We start from the raw sequence: 12633 nt of genomic DNA, 5'->3' as shown, positions 1-12633 counted from the left end.
GGCCCGGTCGACCGATAGTAGGTTAGTTGCATCCGATTGTGATTCTCACCTTCCGTGATCTCGGGAGATCTCGAAAAGCCTGCGGTGTAGTGAAATTCTTTTGGCGGTAGTCGTTGCTTGGATGCTTGAGGTTCATGACTATGGGCATAGCCCGATGGGTGTCCGGATGCGCTGGAGCCATGCGGGAGCAACGGCACCTACTGACTCATCAATGTTGTCCTCGCGCATGATCAGCGCGCATGCCGGGAGGGCTCGCGGTTGGCTGAAGTGCTTTAGTAACGGTGGCGGGCCAAGGGTGTGCCTTGGTTGCCACCGTCAGGCGGCACAACGGCGGGCACCATTTCGCTGGTAACCAATCCTTGGCCTTGGGTTAGTTCGTCGACGATGTCGAAGGACGCGGCGATATTGGTTGGGGTGTCGATGATGAGGGTCACGACGGGCACATGACGCGCGAGTGAGAAGAACCTGTCCCCGTGGGGCTCGCGATCGCCATGGAAGCCCCAGATTCCGCGTATCACGGTTGCTCCATTGGACGTTCTACGCCGTCGGAGTTGCTCGATGAGGGCGCGGTGAACGGGTGCGCCCTCCTGGCGTGCCGCTTCGGACGTGTAGACCATTAGCTTCTGCCATAGCGGAAGACCATGTTCGTCGGTTCCCGGCAACGCATGCGGTCGTTCCAGTAGTTCACCGTCACGTTTGCAGACGCGCACCCGTTCAACCGTGATGAGGGGCCGTCGCAGCAGCCCTCCCAGTTCCGGTAATACGCGCCCGATTAGCGTGCCCGAACCGACAGCGATGATCATCATCGGGACGTCGGTGTTGCGATCTAGGAATTGGGCCCGTTGCCGATGTCCGTGAGTAGTGCCGTCGACTCCGAGGAATACTGAGGCCCCCGCGAACCGGCGCCGGTACATCAGGTCACAGATGGCCACATAGGCGGGCACACCATATACGCGCTCCTTGCGACCGACATAGATCGTCAGCTTGACGGCTTCGTGCAGCTCATCCGCTAGCTGCATGGGCCCGATATCGTCGCGCAGGAGCCGGGCACGCTCGAGGGTGACCAGGCCTCGCTGCTTGATCGCCAGGATGGGGTCGAGGAGTCCTTCAATCTGCGTTTTGGTGTCTGCCGCGATTATCGCGACTGGGGGGTCCTCAGACAGCGTCAACGACTGGTCGGTTCTGAGATGGTGCCGCGACCCGAAGCCGCCGATACCGCGCAGCACGATGCTGGTTGCGATGCACCGTTCTTCGAGAAGTTCGAGCACCTTTTCAGAGAGAAAACGGTCATCGCTGCGTCTGCGTTCGTCAAAGTACGCACTGAGCTTAAGAGAGTCCTCGTTCATGGTTCCTCCTTGCTGCTACCGCCCAGGCATTTTCAGGACCCTCAGCGAGTACCAGCCAAGAGCGATCCGTGTTCGCCAACGAATTGGCAATGCATGACGTCGTTGGGGCTCCCCATATTGCGTGCTAAACGTCGGCCGCGAAATCCCTGCGGAATACAGGGATGGAGATCCGCGCGCCGCGCGCCCGGGCGCAGCCGGCCGGCAACAAGAACTAGCTGATGAAATCGGAAGCGGCCGGGGTCTGCGATCCGTGTGCGACCTACCGAGCTGATGAGAGTCAGTCAAGCCAGAGCAGTGTCGGAAACCCTTGGGATACTTACCCCGTGTCATGAGTGAGGTTGCGCGGCAGCGCCCTAGTCCGGTCCGGGAAAAGCGGCGGTTCCTTCATCACCGTCCTTGCCGTGGCGTCGGGGTGCTGTCAGGTCCAATGTGGTGCCCGCCCCGGGATAAATGCAAGGCTTAGTGGGGCCAGTGATGGGAAACCAGAGCAGCCGCAGCAGAATTGCCGTTTTGCTTGATTCCCGTTCATCGCCGAACCTTATGACCCTCATTGCTGGGGATCATGAAGTTGCGATCACCACGGCGAGAACGGCCAGTACTGCGATGAGCATGTACGCCATGTATGCGTCGAGACGACCCGACTGCAGCTTTTTCGCCGACCGCGATACAGCGAGCACACCACGGGACAACGGGCGGTAAAAGTACCGCTCGACAACGTCGACGACATCGATGCGGTAGGTGTACCGGTGTGCTGAATCTTCGTGATTGTCGGGTTCCTCCTCGGCTTCGAGAAGCGCGGTTCGTGTCAACAGCACGGTCGCTAAGACGTTGCGCACGGGATTCGCGTAACCGGAGGATGTATAGCCCACGCCGCGGTCGACTCCGGGCGATGCCGAGGACCACGGCGAGACCACCCGAGCCCGGAAGAGGTTGCGGCCGGCGAACGCAGTAGCGAACGCCGCGATGAGCATGGTCATCGCGGGCAACACAATCCATAGCCAACTCGGTGACAATGCGGAAAACTTGGCGAATACCGGCTGCAACACCCACGGATCGCCGTTGGCGCCGGCGGCATGATCGCCCACGATCGGGCGCAGGCCACGGGCGATCAAACCGACCTGCAGCGGCGCCACAGCCGCAACTCCCAGACAACCAACTACCAGGACAGCCACGCCAAATCGGTAGGGCCACTGGCGATCTACTCGTGCGGCCGAGGGATCCAGGCGGGGCTCGTTGATGCGGGACGGACCGAATGCGGTGAGGGCAACGACCCGCACAAAGGTCACCCCGGCGATGCCGATGGTCAGCGCGATCAACGCTCCGGTGGCCGCGGTGGAGAGTTGCATTGCCAGGCTCGTGACCCGGAACTGTTGCATCAGAGATTCCAGGGTGAACCATTCCGAGGCGAAGCCCGCGGTGAGCGGCAACCCGGCCAGCGTCAGCGAGCCGATCACGAGGCCGGCGCCGGCCCAGGGCAGACTGCGCACGATACCGCCAAGCCGGTCGAGCTCAGTCGTTCCGGTGGTGTGCTCAATTGTTGAGGTAGATACGAACATCAATGTCTTGCCCAATGCGTGGGCCATCACCTGGGCGGTGCCGGCCACCAGTCCGGCAGCGGCCAGCTTGGGCTCGTGCGCCGCGGCCCCTGCCAACGCCACTCCGAAACCGGCGGTGATCATCCCGGCGTTTTCCACACTGGACCACGAGATCAACGTCGCCAGGTCGGGATTGACCGCGGCGTGGGCGATTCCCAGGACTGCGGTCAGGCCACCGACGAGCAGTACGACGCAAACCAGCCAAACCGGCGGGGCGCCAAAGACATTCAGTGTGCGCCACATGCCATAAAACCCGACGTTTACAGCGCTACCGGCGATCACTGCCCGCGCGGGTCCAGGCGCAGCGAAATATCCCCGCGGCATCCATATGTGCGCGGGCAGGAGCCCGACTTTGATGCCGAACCCCAAGAGTAAGAACGCATAGGAGGTCTGGCCCGCAGCACTGTGTGGATCGATCGAACCGGCGGTGAACGCGAACGTATGGGTATGTGCGGCGAGCAGTAAAGCCCCGATGAAAAGTGCCGCGCCGCTGGCCCTGCCGAAAATCACGGTGATAACGGATCCACGTGCCCGACCGGGTAGGTCGCGGTCGTATCCCGCTATCAGATAGAAGGCCACAGTGAGCAGTTCCCAGCCGAAGAGCAGGACGAAAAGGTGGTCGGCGCTGATGATTGTCGCAACTGCTATCAGAGCCACGGCGATCGCTCCGGGCAGTCGTGGGCGATGCTGATTGGCCGGGGCGGCGGCAGCGATCAAGGCGGGGACGGCCACCCCGAACGACACAATGAGGAACAGCCCCGAGAGGGGGTCGACGCGCAGCGCGGCAGGCCCAAAGCCCGCCAACCCGTCGAGGGAAATCTGTTGTCGGTTACCGGCCACCGCGGCTGCGCCGGCGACCACCAAGACAGCCGCTCCGGCGATGTTGGCTATCCATGCGGCAGCACTCAATCGGTCCCGGGTGCCCCGAGCCCGACCGCGTCCGGCGCATGCGCTGAACAACGCTGCTGCGGCGAACAACGCGAGACCGGCGATCAGCATTGTGCGCTCCCGGCCGCGGGCACCGGGACACGACCCAACGCCAATAAGATGCCGTGCAGGATACTGAACGGAGACGGCGGCGCTCCCGGCACCCACACATCGACGGGCACCACATCCGAGATCCCGACGCCACCTGTGTAGCCGCCGCCGATCAATCCTCCACTGACAGCGTCTGTTCCGACTGCGATCACCACGGTCGGCGCAGGCATCGCATCCAGGGTTCGTCGCAGCGGTTCAAGCATTCCCGCAGCGCCTATCCCGGTAACCAACAGGATGTCGGCGTGGCGGGGACTGGCGGTAAAGAAGATGCCCAACCGATGCAGGTCATAGACGGGGTTGGTCAGAGCCTGGATCTCCCATTCGTCGCTGCCATCGGATCCGGTGTCGATGTGACGAAGATGCACCGAACGCCGAAGCCGCCGCACCCGCTTAGACAGGGCGGTTTGCAGCCCGATCAACGCCTCGTCGCTCTCATCAACATCTCCGACGACTAGTGAAGTACGATCCAATTGTGCGGTGGCACAGCCCTTTTCCCACCCGAACCACCGAGGCGCGACTTCCACACAGCGCCCGCATCCGATACAACGTCCGCGGTCTACCCGTGGCAGGGGGTCAACGGAGATGGCACCGGTAGGACAAGCATCGGCAGCGACGGGAACCGCAGGCGACGGCGGGTGGGTGGCGGCATCACCGATGACGGCTACTGCCGAGGGAAATTGATCGAAGTATTCGTCGGCGCGCTTCGGCCACCGGCTGGTGATGATGCCGTCGCGTAGCCCTCTCAATACCCACGGCATCTACATCGCCACCCCGGCATAACACAGCCCGAAACTTGCTTCGATGAACGGGAAGTCGGTAAAGATGTCACTGCCGAACACGTCGTGGAACAGCAGCATGTTGTGTAGGGAGGCCGTGCGGGCGAAGCACCTGCGGATGGTTCCGTCGCGGACTTCCAGGCCATAGAGGACCTCACCCTGAGGCGCTTCGGCCCAGCCCAGCGCAAATCCGTCGACAACCTCAACCGGCACCGCGATCGCGGCATCCGAGATAGGGGAGAGCCGGTCGCAGGTGCGGCGAATCAACTCGGCGGCGACATCGATCTCACCCCAGCGCACCCGCAACCGGGCTAGCGCGTCGCCGTGATCGTCGACTACCGTGCCATCCACACCGGGGAGCTCCGCGTAGCCATCGTAAGGACGTTTGCGCGCATCATCGTCACAGCCGGATCCGCGGCCCACCGGTCCTAGCGCCCCATGCGAGGCCGCCAGCGAGGGTTCCAGATGCCCGGTGTTGCGCAGCCGGTCGAGAAACGACGCGTTCACCATAAGCGCATCGCGGTCACGACGGACCCTTTGTATCACCGGCGCCAGTCGGGCGGAAATCTCGGCAGGCGCCAATCGGGGCTCGGCGCCGATCCCGCCAACACGCACAACGGAGCGGCCAAACCGGTTGCCGCACAAGGCAGAGGTCAGTCGCATGATGTCTTCTTTGTGCCAGCCGAATCTGGCGAAGGGGACGGCAATCCCCGCCGCATCGCACAGCCGCGTCACCACGTCGAGGTGGTTGGCGATCCGTTCGAGTTCTGCGTGGATCACCCGCACGAGGCGCGCCCGACGTGGCGGGGTCGTGCCGGTGAGGTTTTCGGCGGCATGCGCGAAGGCCAAGGCATGTGCCACAGACGAGACCCCTTCGACACGTTCGGCCACCAGGATGCCGTCGGCGAGCGGTAATGTCTCGAAGCGTTTGGCGATGCCGCGGTGCTTATAGTGCGGTCGGATATTGAGGTGCGGTATATCCTCGCCGGGTGTTTCGATGAGAAATTCGATCGATTCATACACTCCGGACCGCACCGGGCCTAGCGGCAGGGTGAAGACGCCTCCGCCACCGACATCGACTGGTCCACGTGGTTCGGTGGCACTGGAGCGGATGTGGCTATCGAGCGCTGCGTGGTTGATGTAGCCGGGCCGCGGCGACGGTTGTCCGGGTTGGCGGGCCAACAACAACGGGTCGAGCCGAGGATGCCCGATGGGCACCACACCGGACAGGTCGTGCAGCGCGCGTTCATACCAAAACGCCGCCGGCACGTCGGGTGTCAGCGCTGGATAAGACATTGTGCCATCGGAATCCGGAACCAGACGAGCCCTAATGCAGCTGACCCCAGCGCCTCCCACCAATAGTGCATGTAGCTGGGCCGTCTCCATATCGTGGGCGCCGTACACGCCGGCGAAGCGATAGCCGGCGGCGACGTGTTCGATCACGAGCTCCCGCCACCGCTCTAGCGGCAGGTCAACCGCCTCGGTCGTGGTTGTCGAGGTCATCGGGCACCGGCCGCTAGTTCGCTGGCGCCATGGTTGAGTAGATCGACCAAGTCTGAGGGCGGCGCAAGTCCCAGCACCAGCAGCGCCAGGACACCGGCGACGACCGGAACCACCATCCACCGGCTGGGCTCACCTGGAAGCTGAGTAGCTTCGGCGTCGGCCGAGTCGACCATGCTGGGGCGGAACAGAATTCGAGTCGTCGCGAGGGTCAAGCCGAGGAAAGCCAGGGTGACCAGGCAGACCAGCGCTGCCGCGGCCACATTGCGGGGATGGGCGAAGCCGCCGGCGACGATCTGGAATTCGCTGCGAAACAGGCCGAAGGGTGGCATGGCCGATAACGCCAGCACGGCAACCAAAAACAGCGGACCCGACCAGGGTAGGGCCCCGATGCCATTGGCCATCCGGGCTAGTTCTTTGGTTCCGAATTTGCGCACCAAGACGCCGGCGCCCATGAACGCATTGCCCTTGGCTGCGGCGTGAGCCAGCACGTGAAGCAGTACGCCGGACAACGCAATCGGCACGCCGAAGCTCACGCCGATCGCCAGTATGCCCATGTGTTCGACACTCGAATAGGCAAGTAACCGTTTGATATCACGCTGCTCGAGCAGATACAGCGCAGCCAACAGCAGCGAGAGCACCCCGAAGACCAGCAGGACCATCTGCGGGAAGCGGGGTCCCAAAGCCGCGACGCTGATTTGGTAATACCGCAGGATCGCATAAAAACTCACCGCGAGCAGGGACCCTGAGAGCAGCGCCGACACGGGGGTGGGCGCTTCTGCGTGTGCATCAGGTAACCAAGTGTGGACGGGAAAGAAACCCACCTTGGTGCCATAGCCCACCACCGCGAGCACGAATGCCAGCCGCACCGATGTCTGGGGTAAGTGACCAGCCACAGCAATCAGCGGGTCAAATGCCAGATCATAGGACTCCCCCAGCGCCTGAGAGCCCCCATAGTACATGAAAATTGTTGCCAGCAAACCGATTCCGAGTCCAGAGGAAGCGATCAGCACGTACTTCCATGCGGCCTCGGTGGCCCCCTCCGTGTCATCCAACGCCACAAGCAGTGCCGAAATGACTGTCGTAATCTCGACTGCAATCCACAATAGTGCGAGACCGTTCACCAGCGGCGCGCAAATCATCGACCATGCGAAAGCGTTGAGGCCGGCGTAAAACCGCGCACTGTGTCGGGCGAATAGGGCTTGCTGCTCGACTGTGCCGGTACGCACTTCGCGTTCTTCATGGGCGAGGTATCCGACCGAATAGATCCCGACGGTTGCGTACAGGAAACAGGTTCCCAAAAGAAAGATAAGCGAAAGCGAGTCGGCGCGCAGGTAACGTAGCGCGGTGATGGTGTGATCGACTCCGGCCGGCACCAGTGCGGCCGCCAGGATGAACGTGGTGATACCGGTTGTCGCGGTCACCGCGGCCGCAACGCGGTGCGAGGCGCGCAAGCACACCAACGTTGCGATAAGTGGCAAGATCACGAGCAGCACAACGACTGTCGACATGGTCTAACCGCGTAGCCGGTCGAGCGTTTGGGTGGACAGCGATCGTGTTCGTCGATGATGAGTGCGCATCAGGACTCCGAAAACCACTACCGCAACCAACAAGTCGAACAGGAAGGCTACTTCGAGGATGAGGGGCATTCCGGCAGCGACCACCAGGCTGGCCAACGAGACACCGTTTTCCAACGAGAAGAATCCGATTGCCTGACTCACGACATCGCGCCGTACGATCATCAGAATAAACGCCACCAAGATCACTGCTACCGAAAGACTCAGCGCTACAGTGGGCAAAACTGGTGAATGGATTCCCAGCACGCCGATGGCGAAAAACCCGAATGCCGCCACGGCAATCGAGATGAGCACCTCGTTGGCCACCCCCAGGGCGCCGCTGCCGGCAATTTCCTGATTGGCCTCCCGCAACAGACTCACCACAAGCAGCGGTACCACGATGACCTTCAGTAGCAGCGAAAGTACCGCCAGCGCGTACAGTTCCGGGACATCGCGCCCGAAGGCGACGACAGCTGCCAGCACGCTGACAGCGAGCGACTGCCCCGCATACAACCGCACCTGCCCACGCAGGAGCGCCGCACGCAGCATCCCGAACTCAAGCAGCAGCACAATGAGTGCCACCGTGTTCGCTACGCCTTCATAGACGGTCGGAACGGATTCCGTACTCGCCAGCGCGATCATCAGCCGCCTCCCAAGTAGAGGGTGAATACCGCCAGGATCGCCAACAGTAATGCGGCCGAGACGAATTCGGTGATTTTGAATAGCCTGAGCTTCGCATAGCTGTTGTCGATCACGGCGACCACGCAACCCAACAACGCGGCCTTGGCCAATAGAGCAAGGATTGCCAATCCGACCGCGGCCGGGTCGGTGCTCGACGCCATCCCCCATGGGGCGACGAAGACATTGAGCAAGATCACGTACAGCACGAATTGTTTGGCGGCGGCGCCCCAATGCAGCAAAGCCAAGTCCGGCCCGGAATGCTCGAACGATCTTCCCGTTTCGATCATTCCAAATTCGGTTGTACCGCTGTGTGTTTCGACGGGTATCCGTGCGGTCTCATACAAGATGACCATGAACAGCGCCGCTGAGGCCAACAGGTGAGCGGGACGTACGATCTGGGCGGGGCCGCTGCGCACGGTGGCGCCCAGGACGTAGGGCAGGTCCGTCGTGGTGATCAACGCAACCGTGAACACAACGAGCAGAACCACCGGTTCGGTAATAGCGGCGAAGGTCTTGGCGCGACTGGATGCCAGCTGTGCGTATGCATCACCGGTCTCGGCGGCGGCGACCGCGACCAGAAAGCTGGCAAATGCCAAAATCAAGCCCCCGCCTTGAATGTCACCCATGTAGCCCAGCGGCAAGGCGTAACTGGTGAGCACCGGGATCAGCATTGGCACGGTGAGGTAGCAGGCCAAGGACGCCAGCGGCGCCAGTCGAAAGAATGGGCCCGCACCATGCGGCGCCAGGGTATCCTTGCCAAACAGTTTGTGGAGATCGAAATACGGTTGCAGGATTCGTGGTCCGCGACGGCCTTGCAGACGCGCTTCGAACCAGGCGACGAAGCCGCTGATGCCAGGTGCGCCAACGGCGACCGTGGTCACCTGCAACCCCTGAATGACCGGTAACGGCAAGCTTGTCATGAGACAACCGGCCCCGGGCGCCACAAGTTGCCCAGGTATCGAGCGTGTTTACCGCCGCCGCGCGACAGGTCCCTCAGGAAGCCGGCGATGGGCGGGCGCAGTGCAAGGTCTTTCAGGTCGGCCCAGGCCACCCACATCGGCGTGCGACCGGGCTCACCCATCGTAGGGGCCGTAGGGTCGAACTGATCTGCCACGAAAACCAATTCGACGATCCGACGGTGACTTCGGGGATCGTTGACCTCCAAAACCAGAGCGCAGTCGGTGGGCTGGATGTCTAGGCCCGTCTCTTCGCGAGTCTCCCGGCGCACGCACGAACCCATGCTCTCGTGGGGGTGGGGGCGACCACCCGGCAACACCCAATCCCCCGAATCGCGCTGCAAGACAAGCACGGCGTCCCTGCGGATGATTGCGACAGCGCAACGTAATTCGACTAACGAATCATCTGCTGATTTCATCGCGCCGCCGACGGATGCACCGGCCCTGCGCGCCAATCGACACAAATCACCTGCGACTCCTCAAAGGTTCGCAGGCGCCATCAGCCTCACGGCGGTTCGAAAGCATCGCTTTCCGGCGGACTCCATCGCCGATGTCAGTTAACCAACGGCAATTCGGTTGGTCAAGTCAGAACGGGCTGGTCGGATCGGGTCTCCGCTGCTGAGCCGGTGCGATCCCAGCTCCGACAAATTGACCACCACCATGTTGTTGTCGATGGGATCACCATTTTTGCCCAGCCCGTCGACCACCGTGCGGTATCCGTCACCGTAGAGCACCGACTGGTAGCGGTGGTGAAAGTGCCCGTGCCACAGCCGAGCCGGACGAACCGCATCAACGACCGACCGCAGCCGCACCCGGTAGAGCTCGGAACGTCGCAACTCTTGCGCAGGAAACCCAAACCGGTCACGGGCCGCACCCGGCACCGTGATTCCAGCCGGACAGTCGTGGCAAAACATGGCGTCGGCAGGGCCGCGGGCCGCGGCGTCACGAGCTTGCTGCGATGTGAGGCATTCCTGGGCCCACCACGACCGTCCGGGTTTACGTAGGAAGCGGTCGATGGAATAGGCGCCGCCCAATGCCAGGCATCGGACGTGCCCCCACTGCCAGCGAAATCCTCTTGGCAGGTGGACAATGCGGTTGCGCAGATGTCGTAAGCCATCGGCGTCGACGGGCCAGCTGGACAACCGGTCGAAGTTCTCGTGGTTGCCGTCGACGAAGGCCAGCACGATCCCGCAGCGATCAAGCGCGTCGTCAAGCGAATCGAGGTAATGATCGGTGAAGTTGTAGCCGAAGTCTCCGAGATGCAGCAGCACGGCCGCGTCTCGCTTGGCCGCATGTTCGATGGCTGCGACCCCGTAGTCGGTGTCGGCGTGCCAGTCACCCGCGATCGCGATCCGTGACGGAGGAGCGAGCACCGAATGTGCCAGCACCTGACTTGGCAGCGGGGGCAGGGAAGGAAGTCGTGATCGATTCATGGTCGGCTCCTGGGTTCACTTCCGATTCGCGCCATGCTCTAACGCACACGCGAACGGCACCTGTCGAATCCAGGGACCGTTGGCAACCGCCGCTCTTCTGTGATCACCCCTTATCGCGGTCGCAAATTACGCGAGCCCCACCGCCTGCTCTGTTGTTCAGGCTACGCGCCTTTTTCGCGCCAGGTCAATCGCATCAGTTGTGGTCCTTATGTGCTCGAACCGGCTAGCCTGATCGGTAAGGCGATGGATCTCCGCCCGGGTATTGCACCCGAACCGCCACCCCGGCTAATGGCTCCTGTGCCACGCGGCAACCACTGGGCAGGAGTCCCGCTATGGCATTGGTCGTCGGATATGATCGCCACCCGGCCAGCCGGGCGGCCGTACTCTTCACCGGTGGACTCGCCAACGCAATGGACGTGCCTGTCCATGTCGTGCATGTCGTGGACAGGTCCGACAGCGCATTCTTTGCCACGTCGACCGACGCAGCCGACACCGTCGAGAGGCGGCTGAGCACCGAGCGCCGGCATGTCGGGGAAATCCTCGACGCGACCCACGTGCGGTGGACTTATCACCTGTTGGACGGCGATCCCGTCGCGGCGCTCCTCAAGACCGCAGATGACTGTGCCGCGACCTTGATAGTGGTTGGCCGGCCACAGCATGGCATCGGGTCGGTGGTCAGTCATCTTGTGACCGGCGCCGTGGCGCGAAACCTGCTGCGTCACAGCACCCGCCCGGTTGCAGTGGTCCCTGAGTTCGCGGACAACCTGTGAACGCCGAGAGCGTGACCCGGGTCTACCTGGCCCGGCACGGGCGTACCGCACTCAATGCGGATGGGCGTTTGCGAGGACTTAGTGACCCACCGCTGGACGAAGTCGGTATGGCCGAAGTCTCCCGACTCGCCGACGCGCTGGCTCCACGGCACCCTGCGGCAGTGATCTGCAGCCCGTTGCAGCGAGCGGTCGCGACCGCGGAAGCAATCGGCGCCGCCGCGAGCGCGCCGGTCACAATCGACGCGCGTCTCATCGACCGCGACTACGGACCTGTCACCGGTCTCCGGCGCGAAGACGTCGAACACCGTTACGGCGGTGTTGATTCCGCCCCGGGGGTGGAAAGCCGGACAGCTCTCGCCGATCGGGCTCGGCGAGCGTTTCTCGAGCTCGTCAGCGAATTCAGGCAGGGCCCGCTCGTCTTGGTCTCACACGACGCGTTCAACACCGCTTTGCTGGGGCAGATCGACCCGTCACTGAATCACATAGGCCAGCGCACGGCGTGCTGGAATCAGCTCAGCCTGGTCGCCGGCAGTTGGCGAGTGGATTCCTATGACGTTGTCGCGGAATGATCGTGGCCGGTGTGGCCCCTGCGGTTGAGGTAGGCCATCAGGACATCTTCGGCGCGATGATATTGCAGCGAATCGACCCACAAACGGTGTACCGGCGTGCGTGCACGGCGGTTCACTTGACCGCCCGGCGTCGCCACGTACCCGCCGACATCAGCCCCGGCGAGCAGCGCCAGTACAGCGGTGACGTCGCCGGGCTCGAGATCGGCCAATTCCGCCCAATAGGTGGCGAACACTCCGTTATCGGTACCGCCGGGTGGCAACCAAAACGCAACGTCGAACTGAGCCGGATCCACGACCGGCCGCCACGGTGAGCTCATGAGAATTTCTCCGGCATTGAACTGAGCATGCATCCTCGCTCGTCGTTGCGCAGGAGCTATCGGCGACATCCGCAACTCAGGCGAGCTCCACCGCCA

General features: G+C 62.7%; 12 protein-coding genes, 2 pseudogenes and 2 riboswitches. Of the genes and pseudogenes, 2 read left to right on the top strand and 12 right to left on the bottom strand.

The genetic code is table 11. The annotated features are described in order from the left end of the window. Positions 1–272: 272 nt before the first annotated feature. From OQ789_RS19485 to OQ789_RS19435, 11 genes and pseudogenes are all read right to left on the bottom strand, one after another. Complete coding sequence (locus tag OQ789_RS19485) at positions 273–1346, bottom strand: DUF190 domain-containing protein (protein ID WP_324687740.1); 1074 nt, start codon at positions 1344–1346, stop codon at positions 273–275. Between the two features lie 560 nt (positions 1347–1906). Next, positions 1907–3940 (bottom strand): proton-conducting transporter membrane subunit, encoded by a 2034-nt coding sequence (locus OQ789_RS19480; protein WP_324687738.1) that lies wholly within the window; start codon positions 3938–3940, stop codon positions 1907–1909. Further along, positions 3934–4398 (bottom strand): oxidoreductase, encoded by a 465-nt coding sequence (locus OQ789_RS19475; RefSeq protein ID WP_324687812.1) that lies wholly within the window; start codon positions 4396–4398, stop codon positions 3934–3936. Before OQ789_RS19475 ends, OQ789_RS19480 begins: the two co-directional genes overlap by 7 nt. A gap of 12 nt (positions 4399–4410) precedes the next feature. Then, a pseudogene (locus OQ789_RS19470) lies at positions 4411–4737 on the bottom strand (4Fe-4S domain-containing protein); the annotation flags it as partial. Then, positions 4738–5778: a hypothetical protein gene (locus OQ789_RS19465; protein WP_324687811.1), complete on the bottom strand. Its 1041-nt coding sequence runs from the start codon at positions 5776–5778 to the stop codon at positions 4738–4740. A 162-nt stretch (positions 5779–5940) separates the two neighbouring features. Next, positions 5941–6258, bottom strand: a pseudogene (locus OQ789_RS19460) (NADH-quinone oxidoreductase subunit C); the annotation flags it as partial. After that, entirely contained in the window at positions 6255–7766 is a 1512-nt protein-coding gene (locus OQ789_RS19455; protein ID WP_324687737.1) for a proton-conducting transporter membrane subunit, read from the bottom strand. The pseudogene OQ789_RS19460 and the gene OQ789_RS19455, both read right to left, overlap by 4 nt. 3 nt (positions 7767–7769) lie before the next feature. Then, a complete protein-coding gene (locus OQ789_RS19450; RefSeq protein WP_324687735.1) occupies positions 7770–8453 on the bottom strand; it encodes a hydrogenase in 684 nt (227 codons plus the stop codon). Then, entirely contained in the window at positions 8453–9373 is a 921-nt protein-coding gene (locus tag OQ789_RS19445; RefSeq protein ID WP_324687734.1) for a respiratory chain complex I subunit 1 family protein, read from the bottom strand. The genes OQ789_RS19450 and OQ789_RS19445 overlap by 1 nt, the downstream gene beginning before the upstream one ends. Positions 9374–9408: 35 nt before the next feature. Next, complete coding sequence (locus OQ789_RS19440; RefSeq protein WP_324687810.1) at positions 9409–9867, bottom strand: NUDIX hydrolase; 459 nt, start codon at positions 9865–9867, stop codon at positions 9409–9411. A 64-nt stretch (positions 9868–9931) separates the two neighbouring features. Next, positions 9932–10006: riboswitch (Fluoride riboswitch) on the bottom strand. Beyond that, positions 10006–10881: a metallophosphatase gene (locus OQ789_RS19435; RefSeq protein WP_324687733.1), complete on the bottom strand. Its 876-nt coding sequence runs from the start codon at positions 10879–10881 to the stop codon at positions 10006–10008. (Overlaps the previous riboswitch by 1 nt.) A gap of 230 nt (positions 10882–11111) precedes the next feature. Continuing rightward, positions 11112–11186, top strand: a riboswitch (Fluoride riboswitch). Positions 11187–11213: 27 nt separating this feature from the next. Between OQ789_RS19435 and OQ789_RS19430 the strand changes: the two genes are divergently transcribed. Both OQ789_RS19430 and OQ789_RS19425 read left to right on the top strand, forming a co-directional pair. Then, a complete protein-coding gene (locus OQ789_RS19430; protein ID WP_324687731.1) occupies positions 11214–11651 on the top strand; it encodes a universal stress protein in 438 nt (145 codons plus the stop codon). Then, positions 11648–12220, top strand: a complete 573-nt coding sequence (locus OQ789_RS19425) for a histidine phosphatase family protein (protein WP_324687729.1) — start codon at positions 11648–11650, stop codon at positions 12218–12220. The genes OQ789_RS19430 and OQ789_RS19425 overlap by 4 nt, the downstream gene beginning before the upstream one ends. Here OQ789_RS19425 and OQ789_RS19420 read toward each other — a convergent pair. Next, positions 12199–12570 (bottom strand): hypothetical protein, encoded by a 372-nt coding sequence (locus OQ789_RS19420; RefSeq protein WP_324687728.1) that lies wholly within the window; start codon positions 12568–12570, stop codon positions 12199–12201. The two genes, OQ789_RS19425 and OQ789_RS19420, sit on opposite strands and share 22 nt — an antisense overlap. Between the last annotated feature and the right edge of the window lie 63 nt (positions 12571–12633).

The organism is Mycobacterium sp. 94-17, from assembly GCF_035617725.1.
Lineage (GTDB): Bacteria > Actinomycetota > Actinomycetes > Mycobacteriales > Mycobacteriaceae > Mycobacterium.
The sequence above is the reverse complement of the archived record's forward strand: the minus strand, read 5'-3'. Positions and strand labels throughout refer to the sequence as shown.

What these genes read in the sequence shown, in the direction of transcription:
- OQ789_RS19420 (WP_324687728.1), bottom strand. Translation starts at nt 12,570, where the DNA reads ATGCATGCTCAGTTCAATGCCGGAGAAATTCTCATGAGCTCACCGTGG.
- OQ789_RS19430 (WP_324687731.1), top strand. Translation starts at nt 11,214, where the DNA reads ATGGCATTGGTCGTCGGATATGATCGCCACCCGGCCAGCCGGGCGGCC.
- OQ789_RS19480 (WP_324687738.1), bottom strand. Translation starts at nt 3,940, where the DNA reads ATGCTGATCGCCGGTCTCGCGTTGTTCGCCGCAGCAGCGTTGTTCAGC.
- OQ789_RS19485 (WP_324687740.1), bottom strand. Translation starts at nt 1,346, where the DNA reads ATGAACGAGGACTCTCTTAAGCTCAGTGCGTACTTTGACGAACGCAGA.
- OQ789_RS19450 (WP_324687735.1), bottom strand. Translation starts at nt 8,453, where the DNA reads ATGATCGCGCTGGCGAGTACGGAATCCGTTCCGACCGTCTATGAAGGC.
- OQ789_RS19435 (WP_324687733.1), bottom strand. Translation starts at nt 10,881, where the DNA reads ATGAATCGATCACGACTTCCTTCCCTGCCCCCGCTGCCAAGTCAGGTG.
- OQ789_RS19440 (WP_324687810.1), bottom strand. Translation starts at nt 9,867, where the DNA reads ATGAAATCAGCAGATGATTCGTTAGTCGAATTACGTTGCGCTGTCGCA.
- OQ789_RS19455 (WP_324687737.1), bottom strand. Translation starts at nt 7,766, where the DNA reads ATGTCGACAGTCGTTGTGCTGCTCGTGATCTTGCCACTTATCGCAACG.